Below are 20,991 nucleotides of genomic sequence, written 5' to 3' on the forward strand. Positions count from 1 at the left end.
ATATGGACCATACCCGCTCTCGACCGAGTCGAGGCGACAAGCGTGGGAGGTCCAGTCTTGTTCAGCGCTCTCTTCCGGACGAAGAGTGTCGAGCAGTCGATCCGGGACACGGCAGAGCCGGAGCATGCGCTCAAGAAGTCCTTGTCCGCCCTCGATCTCACCGTCTTCGGCGTCGGTGTCATCATCGGCACCGGCATCTTCGTGCTCACCGGCCAGGTGGCCAAGGAGAACGCCGGTCCGGCCACCGCGTTCGCCTTCATCGTCGCGGGCATCGTCTGCGCGCTCGCGGCGTTGTGCTACGCGGAGTTCGCCTCAACCGTGCCGGTGGCCGGATCCGCGTACACCTTCTCCTACGCCTCGCTCGGGGAGCTGCCCGCGTGGATCATCGGCTGGGACCTGGTGCTCGAATTCGCACTCGGCACGGCCGTGGTCGCCGTCGGCTGGTCCGGCTACGTCCGCTCGCTGATGGACAACGCGGGCTGGCACCTGCCCGACGCGCTGGCCGGGCCCGATGTCGCCGAGGGCGTCGGCTTCGACATTCTCGCCTTCGTACTGGTGCTCGTCCTGACGGGCATCCTCGTCCTCGGCATGAAGCTGTCCGCCCGGGTCACCCAGGTTGTCGTGGCCATCAAGGTGACCGTCGTGCTGATCGTCATCATCGCGGGCGCCTTCTTCATCCAGTCCGCGAACTACTCGCCCTTCATCCCCGAAGCGCAGCAGATCCCGGCGGGAGGCGGACTGCACGCCCCGCTCGTCCAGCTGCTGTTCGGGTATGCGCCCACCAATTTCGGCGTGATGGGCATCTTCACGGCCGCCTCCGTCGTCTTCTTCGCCTTCATCGGCTTCGACATCGTGGCCACCGCCGCCGAGGAGACCAGGCACCCGCAGCGGGACATGCCCCGCGGCATCCTCGGCTCCCTCTTCATCTGCACCCTGCTCTACGTCCTCGTGTCGATCGTCGTCACGGGCATGCAGCACTACAGCCGGCTGTCCGTGGACGCCCCGCTCGCCGACGCCTTCAAGGAAACCGGGCACCCCTTCTTCGCGGGCATCATCAGCTTCGGCGCTGCCGTCGGCCTCACCACGGTCTGCATGATCCTGCTGCTCGGCCAGACCCGCGTCTTCTTCGCGATGAGCCGGGACGGACTGCTGCCCCGGTTCTTCTCCCGCGTCCACCCCAAGTACAAGACGCCGCACCGGCCGACCATCCTGCTCGGTGTGCTCATCGCGATCCTGGCCGGCTTCACCAGCCTCAGCGAACTCGCCGAGCTGGTGAACATCGGCACGCTCTTCGCCTTCGTCGTCGTCGCGCTCAGCGTCATCATCCTCCGCCGCACCCGCCCCGACCTGCACCGGGCGTTCCGGACCCCGTGGGTCCCCGTGGTGCCTGTGCTCTCGGTGGCGGCCTCGCTCTGGCTGATGCTCAATCTGCCCGCCGAGACCTGGCTGCGGTTCGCTGTCTGGATGGCGCTCGGCATCGTCGTCTACTTCCTGTACGGGCGCACGCACAGTGAGCTGGTCAAGCGACGGAAGTAGCCGCCTGGTCCGTACTCGCCAGCCATCCGGCCCCGTATGTCCTGCTTCGGTGGGGACTGCGGGGCCGGATAGCGTGCCCGTATGCTCGCCGAGCCCACAGCTTCGCCACGCTCCGTCATCGAACCGCGAATGCCGCGGCCGCCTCGGACGCCTCAGATCCCGCAGACGCAGTCGCCGACACCGACGCAGACACAGACGCAGACGCGGCCGGCGCCGCATTCGCCGCGTCCGCCGAGACCCCGCACGGAGCTGCCGGCCGCCTCCCGGTACCGGTACTGGACCCGGCTGCTCCCCGCCCTGGCCGCGCTGGCCTGCATCACCCACGTACCGGCGTTCCTGCGCCCGCTGTGGAACCCCGACGAGGGCTATCTGGCGGTGCAGGCGCGGATGTTGGCGCACGGCGGAGAACTGTACGAGACGGTGGTCGACCGCAAACCGCCGCTGGTGCCCTGGCTGTACGCGGGCGCGTTCGCGCTGTTCGGCGACGCGTCGCTCACCTCCGTGCGGGTGCTGGCGGTCCTCGCCCAGCTCCTGACCGCCGTGCTGCTGGCGTCCCTGGCCCGGCGCCGCTGGGGCGACGGCGCGGGCCGCACGGCCGGACTCCTGTACCTGCCGGCCTCCATCGGCCTCAACCCCGAGGATGCCCAGGCCGCCACCTTCGAGATCTTCATGCTGCCCTGCACGGCCGCGGCCATGTGGTGCGCGGACCGCCGCCGCTGGGGTGCCGCGGGTGCCGCCGTGGCCTGCGCCTTCCTGGCCAAGCAGACCGGCGGGGCCGTACTGGTGCCGGTGCTGTGGCTGCTGTGGCGGTCCGGCCCACCGCGAAGCGGACTGCCGCGGTTCCTGGTGGGGCTGGTGGCGCCGGTGCTGACGGTGGCCGCGATCACCGATCCGGCCGGATTCCTGTTCTGGACGGTCACCGGCTCCGGCACGTACGCCTCCTTCACCGGTTCCGAACTCCACGTCCTGGGGCGCGGCCTGGCCAACACGGCGATTCTGGCCGTGGCCTGCGCGGGGCTGATCCTCCCGGTCGTACGCGTGCTGAGGATCGCCAGGACCGGATCGGGCGATCTGTGGCTGTGGCTCGGCTCCTCGGCCGCCGCCGTCCTCGCCGGCTTCCACTTCTTCGGCCACTACTACCTGCAAGTCATCCCGCCCCTCGCGCTGTTGGCCACAGCCGCACTGCAGATCCTGCCCCGCGACCGGCTGGCGACAGCGCTGTTCACCTCAGCCTGCACCTGCACGCTGTTCCTCGCCTGGGGAGTGCTGGCGCCCCGCCCCGAACTGGCGCACGCGCAGCGCGTCGCGGAGGCGGTGGCACATCGCACGGCACCGGACGACAGGGTCCTCGTCTGGGGCATACACCCGGAGACGTACTGGCTCGCCGACCGCACCCCGGCCACCCGCTATCTGACGGCCGGCCTGCTCACCAACTACAGCGGCGGCCGCAACGGGCCCCAGGTGGGGGAGAAGTACGCGGTCGCGGGCACGTGGCCGGTCTTCCGCGAGGAGATGAGGACCCACGCGCCGGCACTGATCGTCGACGACTCACGCGGAAAGCCGTACGCCCCGGACCGCGTGCCGTCACTGGAGCACCTGCTGGAGGCCGGGTACGCGGCGGTGGGGACGGTGGACGGAGCGGTGTTCTATGCGCGGGTGGCGTCGTAATGGGGGGTGGCAAAGGGCGGCCGGGGGATTGCTGGGGTTGCGATGAGGCCGCTGTCGCGTCAGCCGTCCCCCAGGACCGTCCGCGGCCCGGCGACCTGCGCCCCCAACTCACCGACGCGCCGCCTCAGTTCACGGTCCGCCGTGACGACGAGACAGGGCCGGTCGGGTGCCGCCTCGCCCACCAGCTCCACGATGCGGTCGTCGCCGCTGCCCGGTGCCGCCTCCACGTGGACGCCGGACACGGATGCCACTCCGCGGGCCGCGCCCTCCACCACGAGCACGATGTCCACGGGACCGGGGTGGCCGGGCAACCCGTCGACGGCGTACCGCACGAGCCGGTCCCTGAGCCGCTCCGCCGCGCCGTGCCGATCGCGCCACCAGCCGTCGGGGACGGAGCCGACGACGTTGGCGGCGTCGATGATCACGAGTGCCGTCACGGGGGCCTCCTCTGTCGTCCCTGGCCTCGGGCTGAGCGCGTGGGGTACCGCCACTGCCAGTATCCGCGCCGGTGTGGGAACCGGATTCGGAACCATCTGTACCGGCGTCGCGGGCCCCCAGCCGGCGCCCGGAGAACTGATGCGCGAACGGCATATGATGTGGCGCGAATCAAGGTATCCGTTTCCGTGTCGGTGATGCGGTGGGCTTCAGGAAGGTGACGCCAGACCATGCGGAGAAGGTCGGCAGGCGCCGTGGGGTATGCCCGCCCGGTAGGGAACGGCGAGGCGGCCGGCCCGAGGCATGTCGCCTCCGGGACGGCCCACGGGAACTGGCTCACCCTCGGCAAGGACGGCCGGCTCACCCTGTACGCACCCACGGACGGAGGGTTGCTGCGCTGGTCGGAAACCGCCGTCGGGGGCCCTGCCTGGAGCGGGCCCCACTTCGTGGCCGTGGCCGACCTGACCGATCTGACCGTGGCCCAGGGCGCCGACGGTTACGTCCACTTGCTCGGTCGCAGACAGCGCACCGGCTCCGACGGTGCCCGGAGCGTGGACATCGTGCACGCCATCCAGTACCAGACGGGCCGTGCGGTCACCGACTGGCGATCACTCGGCAACCCGCACAAGGACCACGAGCAGGGCCGCGGCCTGGGCGTGCCGGTGGGCGCGATCGCATCGGACGGCACCGTGCACGTCTTCGTACGAAGCGCCGGACGCGGCCTGATGCTGCGGCGCGAGGCGCCGAACGGCAAGTGGAAGGCGTGGGAGGACCTGCTCGGCAGCGGCATCGACGCACCGCCTGCTGCTGTCGCTCTCAGCGGCGGGCGGGGGGAGGTCTGCGCCGCTGCCGAGACGGGCGTTTGGATGTGGCGGCAGGCGGAGGCAGGCGGAAGCTTCGCCACGCCCCGGGGATTCGCACTGAGGCCGACGCCGGGCACGGTCGCGGCCCTGGAGACGGGACCGGACCGCGCCACGTACTTCTGGACGGACGCCGCAGACGGCGGCACGGTGGCCTGGCGTCCCGGCGGCTGGCCCGTCGCGCTGGGGCCGGCCCCGGCGGAGCGACCGTACGCGGCGCTGCGCACAGCGCTGGACGGCTACGACTGTGTCGTGCTCGCCTGCCGAGGCCAGGACGGCACAGCTGTGCTCGGTGTGGGCGGTACGGAGAACGAGGCGAACGGCTTCTGGTGGTACGCACTGCCCGAACGCTGTCAGGGCACACCCGCACTGGCCCGCGACGGCCTCGGCCGTGTGGTCATGGCACTGATCGACCCGGACGGGGTGCCGCGCCTGGCACGGCAGGACGAGGGCGCCGGTCTCGCCTTCACCCGCTGGCAGCGGCTCTGACTTCACCCGCTGGCAAAGGCTCTGACCAGGTCCGGCGGCGTCGGCTCTCACCGGTGCCCGTGCGACCTGCCACCGGGGGCGCGGCCCTTGACGGTCCGACGCCCCCGGTGCGGAATGATGACCGGCTCAACCGCCCGTCGCCGGGGACTTCTTGGCGGACTCGGGGATCTCGTCGTCATTGCGGATCGCCTTCCACAGCTGCGTCGCCTGCGGCTCGGCGGGCACCACACGGTTCGGGTCGGCGGTGTCGTACTTCACCGGCAGCATGATCGTCTCCATGGTGGAGGGGTTCACACCGTTCATGCTGCGGGCGAATTCAGCCAGGTTCGTCAGGGAGGCCAGCTCGGAGTCGGTGGTCAGCGACTCGGTGAGCGTGTCCGCGATCTTGTACGTCTTCGTGGGGCTGCCCAGCAGGTCCTGCTTCTTGATCTCGGAGAGCAGAGCGGTCATGAACTGCTGCTGAAGGCCGATACGGCCGAGGTCGCTGCCGTCGCCGATGCCGTGCCGCGTCCGCACGAAGGCCAGCGACTCGGTGCCGTCGAGCTTGTGTGTGCCTGGCTCGAGGTCCAGGCCGCTCGACTTGTCGTGGATGGCCTCCTCGACGGTGACCGTCACGCCCCCTATGGCGTCGACGAGACCCTTGAAGCCGGCGAAATCGATCTCGACGAAGTGGTCGAGCCGCACTCCCGACATCTGCTCCACGGTCTTGACCACACAGGCCGGACCGGCAAGCGAGTACACGGAGTTGAACATCACACGGTTCGCGGAAGGCAGCGTTGAGCCGTCCGACTTGGTGCACTTCGGGCGGGTGACCAGGGTGTCCCGGGGAATGCTGATGGCGGTCGCCTGCTGGCGGCCCTCGGGTATGTGCATCACGAGGGCGGTGTCGGAGCGGGCTCCTGAGACCTTGCCCGTGTTCAGCGACGCGTTGGCTCCCGAGCGCGAGTCGGAGCCCAGGACGAGGATGTTCTGACCCGACGTGGGCAACTTCTCGGGGCGGTCGTCGCCGAGGGCCTTGTCCAGGTCGACGCCCTCGATATTGCCGTTGAGGTCGCTGTAGAGCCAGTAGCCGGTGCCGCCTGCGGCCAACACCAGGACTAGTAGCGTCAGAAGCGCTATTCGTCCCTTTCGCCGCTTTCCGTGACGCTCGGAGCGTCGTCGCCTGCCGCGTTCAGGCCGCCTCGGGTCAGGTGTTGCCCGGTGCCCGCGCCGCGACTCGGTGGTGGCGCTGTGCGTCATTCCCTTCGGTCCCTCTCCTCACAGGCTCCGCCGTCGGCGGAGTGTGGGACCCGGGTGGGGGGAGGCCGGCCCACTTTTGTCATCTGCCATGTGTTCAGTCGGAACTATATGCATTCCTTGAAGCAGTGCAGGCCCATACCGGAAGCGGAAGTAAACATCACATGGCGGACTCTTGACCACCCATAGGAGTGACCTAGGATGTGTGAGCCCTGTGACCGTTGTTTGGTCACGAGGTGTGACGGGTCTGAACGGCTGGGGGGTTGATTCAGGCAAGGTCAGCGGGAGGGGACACCCGAGGTAGTCCGGCCAGTGCTGTCCGGCGGTTACTCGGTGTGTTGAAGTGTCTGGTGGGAGTAGATCTTGGCTGAACGGCCGCGTCTCAGTGTTGTCGTGCCCTTTCAGGACGTTGAGGTCTATCTCACCGAGTGCCTGGAGTCGATAGCCCGGCAGTCCTTCAAGGACTTCGAGGTGATCCTCGTCGATGACGGTTCCACCGACAGGTCCACGGAGATTGCGGCCGACTTCTGTGCACGCGACCCGCGGTTCCGCATGATCAGGCAGGAAGCCCATGGGCCTGGCCAGGCCCGGAATGTCGGTATCCGTGCCATGCATCCTGAAGGTGAGTTCCTCGCCTTCGTCGACGGGGACGACGTCATCCCCGAGTACGCGTACGAGCTCCTGATCCGGACCCTCGAGGAGTCCGGATCGGACTTCGTCTCAGGCAACGTGCAGATGATGAACTCCACCAAGAAGTGGCAGTCTCCACTGCACAAGGGCCCCATGCAGCGGAATCGGCGCGGCACGCACATCACCAAGTTCGACGCGCTCATCTATGACAGAACCGTCTGGAACAAGGTTTTCCGGCGATCCTTCTGGGACTACCACTACATCGAGTTTCCCGAGGGTGTCCTCTATGAGGACTCCTGGGTGAACATGTTCGCTCACTTCCGGGCCACCAAGGTCGATGTGATCACGGACATCGTCTACTTCTGGCGCCGCAGAGAGGGCGGTGCGGCTCCGTCCATCACCCAGCGCCACACCGAGTTGAGCAACCTCCGCGACCGGGTTGCGGCTGTGCAGTCCGTGAGCCGCTTCCTCGCCGAGCGGCGCTCGCGTACGTATGTCGAGAGCAAGCGCAAGTACGACCTCGCCTGTCTCAAGTCCGACCTGATGTTGCACCTGAAAGTGCTCCCGGACGCCGACGAGGAGTACCAGGACGCGTTCATGGACTGGGCCAACCAGTTCCTGGACGAGGCCGACCCCGACATCATCGACGAGCTTCCGGCCGATGCGCGCGTGAAGTGGCTGCTCGTGCGTGAGTGGCGACTCGACGAACTGCTCAATGTCATCGAGTTCGAGAGGCGCGGCGGGCCGATGCCCGTGCAGAGGCGCGTTCGGCGTTACCTGAACTACCCCTATCTGGGAGACCGTCGAGTCGGTATCGACAAAAAGGCCTACCGTCTCGACAAGGAGTTCTCACTGCACGGCTCGGTGAGCGGCGCGCAGTGGAAGTCCGAGTGGCTGGTCCTCACCGGTACCGCATATGTCCGGTTCATCAATGTGCACAAGAAGCACATGTCCGTGAAAGCGCTCGCCCTGCGGAACAAGAAGCAGGGGCGGATGGTGATCACCCAGGCGAAGACCACGTACGCGCCCCAGGCCACCGAGCACTCCAACCAGAACCGTTACTGCTACGACTGGGCCGGCTTCGAGGCCCGGATCGACACCACGCGCCTCAAGCGCAAGGGGGAGTGGGTCGAGGGCACCTGGGACGTCGCCGCGGGCGTGCTCAGCCGGGGCTTGTTCCGCTACCGGGGCCTCGACCGGGGAAGCGCTGGTACGGCAGCCAACCCGCCGTACCGCTATGTCGACAAGAACACCCGGATCCTGCCGCTCTTCCTCCAGGGCAAGCTCAAGCTACGCGTGGAGACCGTGCGCTGCCGCATCACCCGCCACCGGGTGGTGGGCGATCAGCTTGAACTCGGGGGCGTCTACCTCGGCCCCAAGGTGCCCGAGTGGGGCAAGCTTCGGGTCGCCAGCATGAGCGGGGCGGGGCGCCACGACGCCTGGGTCCGGTTCACCCCTGGGGGCGAGGGCTGGTGTACCTGGGTCACCCGTCTTCCCCTGCGCGAACTCGTGCCGGGATTCCGTACCGAGGCGCGGGACGGCGCAGAGATCCCGCAGTCATGGAGCATGGGCAGCAACGGCTGGAAGACCACCTTCCATGTCGAGGGCCGCAAGATGACCATCTATCCCGTCATGGCCGAGGAGACGCCGGACGGGCATTACCGCATGCCGGCCTCCCTCCAGACACGTGAGGGCGACCGCGAGGTCGTGGTGCACCGCAACGGCTCCGGATACCTGGTCCTCTTCGAGCGCGCCACCCTGCCCACCGCCACCCGCTTCGCCTGGGGGGAGGACGGATCGCTCGAGATCACCGGCCACTACAAGGCAGCCGACCGGCTCTCGGCCGCGGAGTACAGGGCGGCCCACATGGTGGTGCGCTCGCGCGCCCACGGCGCCGAGCGTGCCGTCCCGCTCGTGTGGAACGGCAACGAGTTCCGTTGCGTGGTGACGCCCGCGGCCATGCGGACCCTGGCCGGCGACATCCCGCTCGCGGCCGGGCGCTGGGACTTCTTCCTGCGCCGCCAGGACCTCTCGGCAGTGGCTCCCGAGGACCGGCTCGAGGACCTGATGGTCAAGATCGAGCAGGACCTCATCAGCGGTTTTCCGGAGGAGTACGAGGAGAACGAGCGCCGGTACGAACTCCAGGCCGAGGCGTACGACCGGCTCTCCCTCCTCGTCCACTCCGCCATGCCGGACTACGCGCGCGGCCCGTACCGCCAGAAGCTGCTGCGCACCAAGGCGTACCCGGCGGCCCGCCGCAAGAAGGTGCGCCCCGCGATCCTCTTCGACGCCTTCAAGGGCACCCAGTACTCGGACAGCCCTCGCGCGCTGCACGAGGAACTGGTGCGCCGCGGCGTGGACCTGGAACACCTGTGGGTTGTGCGCGACGACCAGGTGGAGGTGCCTCGCACGGCGACCCCGGTGCGCATGTGGTCGCCGGAGTGGTACGAGGCGCTGGCCCGAAGCCGTTACGTCATCGCCAACAACCACCTTCCCGACTGGTTCCAGAAGCGCGACGGCCAGGTCGTCGTGCAGACCTGGCACGGCACTCCGCTGAAGAAGATCGGCCACGACATCGAGGCCATCCACTTCGCCGACCAGCGCTACCTGGAGCGGGTCGAGAAGGAGGTGCAGAACTGGGACATGCTGGTCTCACCCAACAGCTTCTCCACCCCGATCCTCAAGCGGGCCTTCGGCTTCCCGGGCGAGATGGTCGAGTGCGGCTACCCGCGCAATGACATCCTGCGCCGCCCCGGCATGGAGGTGCGCGAGCAGGAGATCCGCCGCCGCATCGGCCTGCCCGAGGGCAAGCGGATCATCATGTATGCCCCCACGTGGCGCGACGACCAGTTCTACGCGCCCGGCAAGTACAAGTTCGACTTCCGCATCGACCTGGACGACGCCCGCGCACGCCTGGGCGCCGACCATGTGCTCATGGTCCGCCGCCACCCCAACGTGGTGGACCCGGTGCCGGGAGCGGGTGACGGTTTCGTCTTCGACGTCTCCGACTACCCGGACATGGCCGACCTGTCCCTGATCACCGACGTGATGATCACGGACTACTCGTCCCTCATGTTCGACTACGTCAACACCGGGCGCCCGATCCTCTTCTTCACGTACGACCTGGACCACTACCGCGACACGCTGCGCGGCTTCTACTTCGACTTCGAGCGCAGCGCGCCGGGCCCCCTGGTGTACACGTCGCAGGACCTGATATCCGCCATCCGCGACATCGACCGCATCCAGGACGCCTACGCGGAGCGCTACCGCTGGTTCCAGGGCGAGTTCTGCGACCTGGACGACGGCTACGCGTCCGCGCGGCTCGCCGACCGGCTGCTGATCGCGGGCGGCGACCTGGCACCCGAGGACGCGAAGGCCCCGGCTGTCGGCACGGTGGACACCCGGCACGCGGTGCGCGCCATCACGCCCATCCAGTGGAGGGCGCAGCAGTGGTTCGGCCCCCAGGGTCAGCAGCGGCAGCCCGCACATCCGCATCCGGCCTCGGCGAACGGCCGTCTTCTGGGCGCCGTGCCCGTACAGCCGGGTCCGCAGGCGCACGAGCAGCCGTATCCGGCCCCGCAGCCGTATCGGGCCGGCGAAGCACAGCCCCACCAGCCGTGGCAGGACGAACAGCAGCCTCGCCCCCACGCGGTGCTGGAACCGGCACGCTTCGAGCTACCGGCTTTGCCGCCCGCAGCACGGACGTCCGACGGCCGGACCTACGAGGGCGTGATCGTCTGATGCCCGCTCATGCCGTCCGCACCCTGATCAGCAGCGCCCGGTGGTCCGACGCGCCGGTGTCCCGCACGTCGCATCCGGACCGCGGCAGCCTGGTGAACAGGTAGTCCAGCTTGTGACCGGAGGAATGGGTGGGACGGCCCGAGCGCGAGGATGCGGACGACTGGTCGCACTCCCGATACGCGCTGTACGGGCCTGCCGGCCATACCCAGGCGGAGGGGCTGCCGTCTTCCGGCGGATCCACGTTGAGATCGCCGCCGTAGACCGTGCGCCGGCCGGACGCGGCGCCCACCAGTGCCTTGAGCTGGTCGTCGCGGAACTCCCATTCGGGGTGAGCCGTGTCGCTGCCCGGCGGGCTGAGGTGGGCGTTGCAGATCCGGATGCGGTGCGCGGCCACCGTGGCGCAGAGGATGCCGCGCTGCAGTCCCACGGTGGGCTGCTGCGACGCCACCGCGGTCACCTCGGACAGCGCGGAGTCCGAGAGAATGCCGAAACCTGCCGCGCCCTGATCACGTGCGGTGCACCGCACGGTGCTCTTGCGCCCGTTGCTGTCACGCCACGTGTAGGCCTTGAAGGAGCTGCGCCAGGACGATCCGAGCGCTTTGCGGGTGGCTTTCAGGTCGGCGGCGCAGATTTCCTGCACCAGGATCACCCGGGCGCCTGCCCGGGTGGCGAGCCGTTTCAGCTGACGGTTCTTCTCGCTCCTGCTGCCGGTATCGGCACAGCCCCACTGCTGTACGCCGCACATGTTCCAGGTGGCCACGGTCACCTCCCGTGCCGCGGCGACCGAACGCTCCGAGACGACGGACTGGGTCACGGACACCGCGGATGCGAGTCCCAGCAGCGCGAGCGCCGCGACGACGAGCCTGAGTCCTCGGTGCCTGCGCCATCCGGACGCCGACTGAGTAGGTATCAGCAGCATCCCGTCATGATGTCCCATCGGTTGACTGTGCACCAATGTGTCAACGTATCAACCTGTCTCGGACATTCGTCCCGCCGGGGGTACAGCACCCGCCCGACGTCCAAGCATCTGATGAGAGTGGTACCGCACCATGTCTAGAGCATCCGCGAAGGGCCGCCATGTGGTCCAAGGGATAGACGCCTCCGGCGGCTACCCCGTCGAGTACCGGTTTGCCCACGCGCGGAGCGGTAACCGGCACCTGACCGTCGTCTTCGCCAACATCTACGCTCCGGACGACTACGGGTGGGCCACCGGTGTCTTCGACGGCCTCCGGTCGAACATCCTCTGGATCCGCGACCGGTTCGACGGCGGGAACACGTACTACCTGTGCAGGGAGATGAACTTCACCGTCGAGAGGTCCGTTATAGGGCTCATATCGAAGGTGATGAAGTCCCTCGGCCTGACGCCCGGCGACGTCACCCTGTGGGGCAGCTCGAAAGGCGGAAGCGCGGCGCTCTACTTCGGCCTGAGGTACGGGTTCCGGAACATCGTGGCCAGCGTTCCGCAGCTCCGGATCGGCACGTTCGTGCGCGAGGTCTATCCCGACACCGGGCGGCACATGCTGGGCGAGGCGATGCCGGACGACAACGTCCGCGTTCTCGACGCGATACTGCCCGATCTGCTGATGTCGGGGGCGAACCCTGACGCGCATATCTACGTGGTGTCGTCGCCCCAGGACGAGCAGTACAAGGATCAGGTGGAGCCTTTCCTGGGGCTGCTGCAGCGGTACAAGAACTTCAACTTCATCTTCAGCGAGTCCCCGTTCATCACGGGCCACGGGAAGGTGACCCAGCGAAACACCCCTCCTCTCCTGGGAATCGCCTACCTGCTCGTCGAGGGAATCGCTCCGCGTCTCGGCCTCGCCCGCCACGGCTACGAGGAGCCCGACGCCGACAAGTCGGGCATCGAGGCCTACCTCAGGTCCACGTCCGTGGTGCAGGACTCGCTCGCCGCTCCGGTCGTGACCATGCCGACGACGCAGTCCCTGCTGCCCGCAGCAGGTGTCCGCCTCGCGGGCTGGGCGCCCGGGGCGGTACGCGTGAGCTTCTGGGAGACCGGCACGTACCTGGCGTCGGCTCCTGTCGGCGCCGACGGCGGCTGGACCTGGGAGCAGGAGAAGCCGTGGAGCACGGGCGAGCACGTGGTGAGGCTGTTCGCCGTCGATGCGAACGGCTACCAGTCCCAGCGCACCGACGTGCAGTTCACGGTGTCGGAGCATGCCGCGGTGCAGCCGGGCCCGGGCGCCCACGCGCTGCACGCCGACGGGCCGGGATACGCCGCTCAGGGGATGCCGAGCGGCCTCCAGGCGCCGGCGGTGCAGATGCCGAAGGCGTACCAGCAGGTGCTGGGGACGAAGGTCGGCTTCACGGGCGCCGCCAGGGGCGCCGCCCAGGTGGGGTTCAGGGAGAACGGAGTCTTCCTGGGGGCATGCGCGGTCGCCCCCGAGGGCCGTTGGTCCTGGGACCCGGGCTGGCTCTGGGCCGAGGGCATGCACACCGTCGAGGTCTTCGCGGTGGACGCGGCCGGGAGAGAGTCCCCGGCGGCTGCCGTCCCCTTCACCGTCATGAACGCCCCAGCCGGAGCGGCACCCGCCGGCTACTGAGCCCGCCCGACGTCGAAGCACATCTGAGAGTGGAGTCCGTACATGTCCAAAGCACCCTCGAACGGGCGGCAGCTGCTCAGTGGGATCGAGGCCTCAGGAACGTTTCCCGTCGAGTACCGGTTCGCCCATGCCAAGAACGGCAACCGCCATCTGGTCGTGGTCTTCGCCAACTTCTCGGCGCCTCACGACTACGGATGGTCGAACGGCGTCTTCGACAACGTCAGGGCCAACATCCTGTGGATCCGTGACCGGTTCGACGGCATGAACAGCTACTACCTGTGCAAGGAGATGGACTTCTCCCTGGAGAGATCCGTCGCCGGACTCGTCTTCAACGTCATGAACGCCCTGGAGCTCACCCCGGACGACGTCACCATGTGGGGCGGCTCGAAGGGCGGCAGCGCGGCGCTGTACTTCGGGCTGCGGTACGGCTTCCGGAACATCGTCTCCATCGTGCCCCAGTTCCTGGTCGGGACGTACGTGAAAAAGGTCCACCCGAAGGTGGCCCGGTTCATGCTGGGTGAGGGGGTCCCGGAGGAGAACGTCCGCATCGTGGACGCGATCCTGCCCGACCTGGTCCGGTCGGAGACCAACCGCGGCGCCAACATCTACCTGCTCTCCTCGCCCCAGGACGAGCAGTACAAGGAGCAGGTGGAGCCTTTCCTGGCCCTCTTCCAGCGGTACGAGAACTTCAACTTCATCTACAGCGAGTCCCCGTTCATCACCGACCACACGCAGGTCACCCGGCGCAACGTCCCCGCTCTCATGGGCATCGTGAACCTCCTGGCCGACGGCACCCCGCCGCGCCTGGGCTACGTCCGCAACGGCTACGAGGAGCCCGACCGCGACCGGTCGGCCATCAACTCCTATCTCTCCTCCACGTCGGTGGTGAGGGGCGCGGAGTTCCCGAAGCCCGTGGTGACGGCACCGGCGTTCCAGGAGGAGGTGCGCAGGGACGCCGTACGGTTCACGGGCTACGCACAAGGCGCCGTCCGCGTGATCGTCTGGGAGCACGGCAAGTACCTGGGGCAGACCGATGTCGCCGCCGACGGCAGCTGGTCCTGGGAGCTGGGCAGGGCCTGGAGCAAGGGCAAGCACCCCGTGAAGATCTACGCGGTGGACGCGGCGGGCTTCCAGACCGAGCGGACCGAGGTGCACTTCACGGCTGTCGACAGCCCGAGCGGGGCCGCCGTCCCGGCGGGCTCCGGGATGCCGGGCATGGACCGGGGTGCGGTGCTGTCGACGGTCGGGCAGAGCGCGGCCGCACCGGTGGTGCTGGAACCCGTGGCCCACGAGCAGGTCATGGACTCCCGGGTGGTCTTCACCGGGGCCGCCACAGGCGCCGCGCAGGTCGGATTCCGGGAGAACGGCGTGCTGTTGGGCGGTGCCGCCGTCGCCCCGAACGGCAGTTGGTCGTGGGACTCGGGCTGGGCCTGGGCAGCGGGCATGCACGTCGTCGACGTCTTCGCGGTGGACGCCTCCGGTGCCGAGTCCCCGGTGACCCAGATACCTTTCGCCGTCATGAACGCCGCCTCGGCCGGGGCGGCGGCGACCCCGTACTACGGCGGAAACTACTGACGACGCGCACGACAGAGCACGACAGAGGGCCTCCGCCATGGGCGGAGGCCCTCTTCACATACCGGAGCGTGCGACGCCTACGCCGGAACCGACGCCACGCCCGCCTCCAGGAACCGCTTCCCGTTCACCCGCTCCGAGACACCCTCACGGTCCAGGTAAGGCGTGATGCCACCCAGGTGGAACGGCCAGCCCGCGCCCGTGATCAGGCACAGGTCGATGTCCTGGGCCTCGGCGACGACGCCCTCGTCGAGCATCAGGCCGATCTCCTGGGCCACGGCCTCGAGGACGCGGGCCCGCACCTGCTCCTCCGTCAGGACGGTGTCGCCCTGCTTCAGCAGCGCGGCGACCTCGGGGTCGAGCTCGGGCTTGCCGCTGTCGTAGACGTAGAAGCCGCGCTTGCCCGCCTCGACGACCGCCTTGAGGTTCGGGGAGACCGTGAAGCGGTCGGGGAAGGCCCGGTTGAGCGTCTCGGAGACGTGCAGACCGATCGCCGGGCCGACCAGTTCGAGGAGGACCAGCGGGGACATCGGCAGGCCCAGCGGCTCGACCGCCTTCTCGGCGACCTCGACCGGGGTGCCTTCGTCGATGACGTTCTGGATCTCGCCCATGAAGCGGGTGAGGATGCGGTTCACGACGAACGCCGGGGCGTCCTTCACGAGGACCGCGGTCTTCTTCAGCTTCTTGGCGACGCCGAAGGCCGTGGCCAGCGACGCGTCGTCCGTCTTCTCGCCGCGGACGATCTCGAGCAGGGGCAGGACCGCGACCGGGTTGAAGAAGTGGAAGCCGACGACCCGCTCGGGGTGCTGCAGCTTCGACGCCATCTCCGTCACCGACAGGGAGGAGGTGTTCGTCGCGAGGATCGCGTGGGCCGGGGCGACCGCCTCGACCTCCGCGAACACCTGCTGCTTGACGCCGATCTCCTCGAACACGGCCTCGATGATGAAGTCCGCGTCGGAGAAGCCTTCCGCCTTGTCCAGGACACCGCTGACCAGGGCCTTCAGGCGGTTGGCCTTGTCCTGGTTGATGCGGCCCTTGCCGAGCAGCTTGTCGATCTCGGCGTGGACGTAGCCCACACCCTTGTCGACGCGCTCCTGGTCGATGTCGGTCAGGACGACCGGCACCTCGAGGCGGCGCAGGAAGAGCAGCGCGAGCTGCGAAGCCATCAGACCGGCGCCCACGACACCGACCTTCGTCACCGGGCGCGCCAGGCTCTTGTCCGGCGCACCCGCCGGGCGCTTGGCGCGCTTCTGGACGAGGTTGAAGGCGTAGATGCCCGCGCGCAGCTCGCCGCCCATGATCAGGTCGGCGAGCGCCTTGTCCTCGGCGTCGTAACCCTGCTGCAGGTCGCCGTTCTTGGCCGCGGCGATGATGTCCAGGGCGCGGTACGCGGCCGGGGCCGCACCGTGCACCTTGCCGTCAGCGATGAACTTGCCGCGCGCCACGGCCTGGTCCCAGGCGTCACCGCGGTCGATGACCGGGCGTACGACCTCGACGTCGCCCTTGAGGACGTCCGCGGTCCACAGCAGCGACTGCTCCAGGAAGTCCGCGCCCTCGAAGATCGCGTCGGCGATGCCGAGCTCGAAGACCTGCTGGCCCTTGAGCTGCTTGTTCTGGTTGAGCGAGTTCTCGATGATGACCGAGACCGCGCGGTCCGCGCCGATCAGGTTCGGCAGCAGCGTGCAGCCGCCCCAGCCGGGGACCAGGCCGAGGAAGACCTCGGGCAGCGAGAAGGCGGGCAGCGCCTTCGAGACCGTGCGGTAGCTGCAGTGCAGACCGACCTCGACACCGCCGCCCATCGCCGCGCCGTTGTAGTACGCGAAGGTGGGGACGGCGAGGGCCGAAAGGCGCTTGAAGACGTCGTGGCCGCCCTTGCCGATGGCCAGCGCGTCCTTGTGCTCCTTCAGCAGCTCGACGCCCTTGAGGTCGGCGCCGACCGCGAAGATGAACGGCTTGCCCGTGATGCCGACGCCGAGGATCTCGCCGTCCGCGGCCTCCTTCTCGACCTGGTCGATGGCGGCGTTCAGGTTCGCCAGCGACTGCGGGCCGAAGGTGGTCGGCTTGGTGTGGTCCAGGCCGTTGTCGAGGGTGATGAGGGCGAAGCGGCCCGCGCCCTTGGGCAGGTCGAGGTGGCGTACGTGCGCCTGCGTCACGACCTCGTCCGGGAACAGCTCGGCCGCACCCTTCAGGAGCTCAGCGGTGGTGGTGCTCACTTGTCGCCTCCGTCGAAGTGCGGGTTCTCCCAGATGACCGTCGCGCCCATGCCGAAGCCGACGCACATGGTGGTCAGGCCGTAGCGGACGTGCGGCTGCTCCTCGAACTGGCGCGCAAGCTGCGTCATCAGACGCACGCCGGAGGAGGCCAGCGGGTGGCCGAAGGCGATGGCGCCGCCGTACTGGTTGACGCGCTCGTCATCGTCCGCGATGCCGTAATGGTCGAGGAAGGCCAGCACCTGCACGGCGAAGGCCTCGTTGATCTCGAAGAGGTTGATGTCCTCGATCCTCAGGCCCGCCTTGGCGAGGGCCTTCTCGGTCGCCGGGATCGGGCCGTAGCCCATCACCTCGGGCTCGACGCCCGCGAAGGCGTACGAGACCAGGCGCATCTTGACCGGGAGGTTGTTCTCGCGGGCGAAGTCCTCGGACGCGATGATCGAGGCCGTCGCGCCGTCGTTCAGACCGGCCGCGTTACCGGCGGTGACCCGGCCGTGGACGCGGAACGGCGTCTTGAGGCCCGCCAGGTTCTCCAGCGTCGTACCCGGGCGCATCGGCTCGTCGGCCGTGACCAGGCCCCAGCCCGTCTCGCCGCCCTCGGGGTTCGTGCGGCGTACGGAGATCGGCACCAGGTCCTGCTGGATCTTGCCGTTGGCGTACGCCTTGGCGGCCTTCTCCTGCGAGCGCACGGCGTACTCGTCGGCGCGCTGCTTGGTGATGTGCGGGTAGCGGTCGTGCAGGTTCTCCGCGGTCATGCCCATGAACAGGGCCGACTCGTCGACGAGCTTCTCCGACACGAAGCGCGGGTTCGGGTCCACGCCCTCGCCCATCGGGTGGCGGCCCATGTGCTCGACACCACCGGCGATGACGGCGTCGTACGCGCCGAAGGCGATGGAGCCCGCGGTGGTCGTGACGGCGGTCATGGCGCCCGCGCACATGCGGTCGATCGAGTAGCCGGGCACCGACTGCGGCAGCCCGGCGAGGATGCCGGCGGTGCGGCCGATGGTCAGGCCCTGGTCGCCGATCTGCGTGGTCGCGGCGATGGCGACCTCGTCGATCTTGGCCGGGTCGAGACCGGGGTTGCGGCGCAGCAGCTCCCGGATGGCCTTCACGACGAGGTCGTCCGCGCGGGTCTCGTGGTAGATGCCCTTCGGGCCCGCCTTGCCGAACGGGGTGCGGACGCCGTCGACGAAGACGACGTCCCTGACGGTACGAGGCACGATGGCTCTCCTCCAGGGTGCGGGATGGCACTGCTGCGGGGCGCACGCCACTGAGCGCGCGCTCACCCCTTCATGCTACTTGCGGGTAACCATGCTGCCCAGTCCCCCCGCCCGGAGCGGTGAAGGTCACACAGGGGCGCAGCCGCGGCGGCGGTCACGCCACCGGCTCGGCCAGCGGCTGCTCCGCCCAGATGATCTTGCCGTTCGCGGTGTAGCGGGTGCCCCAGCGGCGGGTGAGCTGGGAGACCAGGAACAGGCCGCGGCCGCCTTCGTCGGTCGTCCGCGGATGGCGCAGGTGCGGGGCGCTGCTGCCGGTGTCGGAGACCTCGCAGATCAGGGACCGCTCCATGATCAGGCGCAGCCGGAGGGGGCCGGAGGCGTGCCGGATCGCGTTGGTGACGAGCTCGCTCACGACGAGCTCCGTGGTGAAGGTCAGCTCCTCCAGGCGCCATGTGGCGAGTTGCAGGGCGGCCGCCTGGCGTGCCTGGGCGACGACGGCCGGTTCCGCGGGCAGGTCCCAGGAGGCCACCCGGTCGGCGCCGAGGCGGCGGGTCCGCGCCATCAGCAGCGCCGCGTCGTCGTGCTGTTGCGTCGGGACGAGGTCGTCCACGATCGTGCTGCACAGGTTGTCCAGCGGCAGACGGTGCGCCTCCAGCGCGCGGCGCAGCCGCTCCCTGCCCGCTTCGGCGTCGGGGACCGTGCCGTCGGGTGCGTGCGTCGCCAGCAGGCCGTCGGTGTGCAGCGCGAGCACACTGCCCTCCGGCAGGTTGAACTCGGCGCACTCGAAAGGCAGACCGCCCACGCCCAGCGCGGGACCGAGCGGCAGCTCGGCGAAGGTGACCGTGCCGTCGGGGGCCAGGATCGCGGGCGGCAGATGGCCGGCGCTCGCCATGACGCAGTCCCCGCCGACCGGGTCGTAGACCGCGTACAGACAGCTCGTCCCCACGGTGTGGGCGCCTCCGGCCGGGGCGCCGGGGCCCGATGCCGCCTCTCGTGCGGCCCGGCAGATCAGGTCGTCGAGGTGGGCGAGCACCTCATCCGGCGGCAGGTCCAGGTCGGCGAGGGTCTGTACGGCGGTGCGCAGCCGTCCCATCGCGGCTGCCCCCTCGATGCCGTGGCCGACCACCTCGCCCACCACCAGTGCCACCCGTGCGCTGGACAGCGGGATGAGGTCGAACCAGTCGCCGGCGAGGCCGGTCAGCTCGTCGGCGGGCCGGTAGCAGGTCGCCACGTCGACGGCCTCCTGCTCGGGGGCGCCGTGCGGCAGGAGATTCTGCTGCAGTACGAGGGCCGCGTCGCGCTCCCGCGTGTAGCGGCGGGCGTTGTCGAGGCACACGGCCGCACGGGTGACGAGCTCCTCGGCGAGGCTGAGATCGTCGGCCTCGAACGGCTCCTGGCTCTCGCGCCGGAAGAACGTCGTGATGCCCAGCGTGATGCCGCGCGCGCGGATCGGCACGATCATCACGCTGTGCAGCCCGAGGTCGAGGAACGTGGCGGCCCGACCGCCGGGGATGTCGGCGGGCCATTCCCTGGCCAGCGGATCCAGGCGCTCCTCACGCCAGGACTTCCCGCTGGTCAGGCACTGTATGGGCGGCGAACCGGCGTGATACCGGGCCATGCCCCCGATCTCGACGACCGCCTCCGGGACCCCCGGCCGCACGGACTGGTGGCCGGCCCGGCGCAGCGGGACGACCTCCGGGTCGTCGAGGGTGCGGTGCGCCGGCTCGGCCCCCTCGAGTACGGACTCCAGCAGGTCGACGGCGACGAAGTCGGCCAGCTCCGGTACCGCCGAGTCGGCGAGCTCCTGTCCGGTCTGGATGACGTCGAGCGTGCGCCCGATGTGCTCGGCCGCCCGGTCGAGGAGCGCCAGGCGCTGCCGGGCGCGGTAGCGGTCGCTGATGTCCGTGACCGTGTAGTACACGCCCACCGGATGGCCGTGGTCGTCCTCGAGCCGGATGAACGACATCGAGTGGGCGACCTCCCGGTACGGGGCCGACCGCAACCGGCCCACGTGCTCGTAACCGATCACGGGCTCACCGGTCTCGAGCACCCGGCGCATCTGCGCCTCGATCCCCTGCGCGTCGAGGTCGGGCTGGATGTCGCCCAGCCGGCGCCCGAGCCGCTGCTGCGGTGCCCCTCCGCCGAATCTCTCGAGGGCGGCGTTCGACCACACGTACCGCAGGTCCGTGTCCACGACGGCGATGCCGATGGGTGACTGCGAGGCCATCCGTTCCAGCAGGTGCCGGCTCATGTCCCACCCCGGTGCCTCGCTCAGGTCTCCGGCCAGGACGACCCAGCGCGCACTTCCACCGGTCTCCTGTACGGGGATCAGCCGCACCATCAGCTTGACCGGCCGGCCGTCCCGGTGCCGCGCCGTCAGCAGGCCGCTCCAGCCGCCGTCCTGCATGCACCGTTCGGTGATGGCCGGAAGCCGCGCCGCGTCCTCGTCGGTCAGGAGGGACGTGACGCCGCGGTCCAGGAGGGCGCCTTGCGGGTAGCCGAGGAGCCGTCCCGTGTTCCCGCTGCAGCTGAGCACCACGCCACCGGCGTCGAGCAGCAGTATCGAGGCATCCGCCACATCGAATGCGGCCTGGCGTCGGGTGCGGTCTCTCTCCTCGCGCATCCCCACGGCTGCCCCTTCGGTATTACGAGTGCTATACGGCCTCATTCCCGGATTGTTCCCGTGGTTACCCTGCGGGGTGGGGTGGCCTGCCGGGGCGTGGGCTGGGGCGCGTGCGCGTCTTCCGGCTTGTGGGTGGTTCGCACCTGCCGGTGGGCGGGTCGGGGCCGCACCGGGATGTACGTCCTCGGTCTGGCGCCTGGCCGTAGCTCA

Annotated in this window: 12 protein-coding genes; 6 read left to right on the forward strand and 6 right to left on the reverse strand. The window is 69.2% G+C overall.

Features of this window, described 5'->3' with window-relative positions; all coding sequences use genetic code 11:
- Nucleotides 1–57 precede the first annotated feature (57 nt).
- Together STSP_RS19085 and STSP_RS19090 are read left to right on the forward strand one after the other, a co-directional pair.
- Nucleotides 58–1,536 carry an amino acid permease gene (locus STSP_RS19085; RefSeq protein ID WP_067279399.1) on the forward strand — a complete coding sequence of 493 codons (1,479 nt, stop codon included), beginning with the start codon at nucleotides 58–60 and terminating at the stop codon, nucleotides 1,534–1,536.
- Nucleotides 1,537–1,665: 129 nt separating this feature from the next.
- Nucleotides 1,666–3,204: a glycosyltransferase family 39 protein gene (locus STSP_RS19090; RefSeq protein ID WP_078067307.1), complete on the forward strand. Its 1,539-nt coding sequence runs from the start codon at nucleotides 1,666–1,668 to the stop codon at nucleotides 3,202–3,204.
- 59 nt (nucleotides 3,205–3,263) lie between these two features.
- On the opposite strand, the gene STSP_RS19095 is transcribed toward STSP_RS19090, so the two are convergent.
- A complete protein-coding gene (locus STSP_RS19095) occupies nucleotides 3,264–3,641 on the reverse strand; it encodes a PIN domain-containing protein (protein WP_067279401.1) in 378 nt (125 codons plus the stop codon).
- A 228-nt stretch (nucleotides 3,642–3,869) separates the two neighbouring features.
- On the opposite strand from STSP_RS19095, the gene STSP_RS19100 reads away from it, so the two are divergent.
- Nucleotides 3,870–4,988 carry a hypothetical protein gene (locus tag STSP_RS19100; RefSeq protein WP_067279403.1) on the forward strand — a complete coding sequence of 373 codons (1,119 nt, stop codon included), beginning with the start codon at nucleotides 3,870–3,872 and terminating at the stop codon, nucleotides 4,986–4,988.
- A 126-nt stretch (nucleotides 4,989–5,114) separates the two neighbouring features.
- Here STSP_RS19100 and STSP_RS19105 read toward each other — a convergent pair whose 3' ends face one another.
- Nucleotides 5,115–6,227, reverse strand: a complete 1,113-nt coding sequence (locus STSP_RS19105; RefSeq protein WP_067279406.1) for an LCP family protein — start codon at nucleotides 6,225–6,227, stop codon at nucleotides 5,115–5,117.
- Between the two features lie 390 nt (nucleotides 6,228–6,617).
- Here STSP_RS19105 and STSP_RS19110 point away from each other — a divergent pair, with 390 nt between their 5' ends.
- Nucleotides 6,618–10,595: a bifunctional glycosyltransferase/CDP-glycerol:glycerophosphate glycerophosphotransferase gene (locus tag STSP_RS19110; RefSeq protein WP_232789707.1), complete on the forward strand. Its 3,978-nt coding sequence runs from the start codon at nucleotides 6,618–6,620 to the stop codon at nucleotides 10,593–10,595.
- Nucleotides 10,596–10,602: 7 nt separating this feature from the next.
- Here STSP_RS19110 and STSP_RS19115 read toward each other — a convergent pair whose 3' ends face one another.
- Entirely contained in the window at nucleotides 10,603–11,532 is a 930-nt protein-coding gene (locus STSP_RS19115) for an endonuclease/exonuclease/phosphatase family protein (RefSeq protein WP_232789708.1), read from the reverse strand.
- Between the two features lie 112 nt (nucleotides 11,533–11,644).
- Here STSP_RS19115 and STSP_RS19120 point away from each other — a divergent pair, with 112 nt between their 5' ends.
- Nucleotides 11,645–13,156 (forward strand): hypothetical protein, encoded by a 1,512-nt coding sequence (locus tag STSP_RS19120; protein WP_067279410.1) that lies wholly within the window; start codon nucleotides 11,645–11,647, stop codon nucleotides 13,154–13,156.
- A gap of 42 nt (nucleotides 13,157–13,198) precedes the next feature.
- Nucleotides 13,199–14,731 (forward strand): Ig-like domain-containing protein, encoded by a 1,533-nt coding sequence (locus tag STSP_RS19125; RefSeq protein ID WP_067279413.1) that lies wholly within the window; start codon nucleotides 13,199–13,201, stop codon nucleotides 14,729–14,731.
- Nucleotides 14,732–14,808: 77 nt separating this feature from the next.
- Here the strand turns inward: STSP_RS19125 and STSP_RS19130 are convergent, their stop codons facing one another.
- The 3 genes from STSP_RS19130 to STSP_RS19140 all read right to left on the reverse strand — a co-directional run bounded on the left by STSP_RS19130 (nucleotide 14,809) and on the right by STSP_RS19140 (nucleotide 20,787).
- The gene (locus STSP_RS19130) at nucleotides 14,809–16,941 is read right to left on the reverse strand and encodes a 3-hydroxyacyl-CoA dehydrogenase NAD-binding domain-containing protein (RefSeq protein ID WP_067279414.1); all 2,133 of its coding nucleotides are present in this window, start codon (nucleotides 16,939–16,941) and stop codon (nucleotides 14,809–14,811) included.
- Nucleotides 16,938–18,158: a thiolase family protein gene (locus STSP_RS19135; RefSeq protein ID WP_067279417.1), complete on the reverse strand. Its 1,221-nt coding sequence runs from the start codon at nucleotides 18,156–18,158 to the stop codon at nucleotides 16,938–16,940. The genes STSP_RS19130 and STSP_RS19135 overlap by 4 nt, the downstream gene beginning before the upstream one ends.
- Before the next feature lie 154 nt (nucleotides 18,159–18,312).
- Entirely contained in the window at nucleotides 18,313–20,787 is a 2,475-nt protein-coding gene (locus STSP_RS19140; RefSeq protein WP_067279419.1) for a SpoIIE family protein phosphatase, read from the reverse strand.
- Nucleotides 20,788–20,991: the final 204 nt, after the last annotated feature.

It is taken from the genome of Streptomyces jeddahensis, assembly GCF_001642995.1.
Taxonomy (GTDB): Bacteria; Actinomycetota; Actinomycetes; order Streptomycetales; family Streptomycetaceae; genus Streptomyces; species Streptomyces jeddahensis.

Bases quoted from the DNA above. Each gene is read 5' to 3' on its own strand.
- STSP_RS19090 (WP_078067307.1), top strand. From the start codon at position 1,666: ATGCCGCGGCCGCCTCGGACGCCTCAGATCCCGCAGACGCAGTCGCCG.
- STSP_RS19100 (WP_067279403.1), top strand. From the start codon at position 3,870: ATGCGGAGAAGGTCGGCAGGCGCCGTGGGGTATGCCCGCCCGGTAGGG.
- STSP_RS19105 (WP_067279406.1), bottom strand. From the start codon at position 6,227: ATGACGCACAGCGCCACCACCGAGTCGCGGCGCGGGCACCGGGCAACA.
- STSP_RS19115 (WP_232789708.1), bottom strand. From the start codon at position 11,532: ATGGGACATCATGACGGGATGCTGCTGATACCTACTCAGTCGGCGTCC.
- STSP_RS19120 (WP_067279410.1), top strand. From the start codon at position 11,645: ATGTCTAGAGCATCCGCGAAGGGCCGCCATGTGGTCCAAGGGATAGAC.
- STSP_RS19125 (WP_067279413.1), top strand. From the start codon at position 13,199: ATGTCCAAAGCACCCTCGAACGGGCGGCAGCTGCTCAGTGGGATCGAG.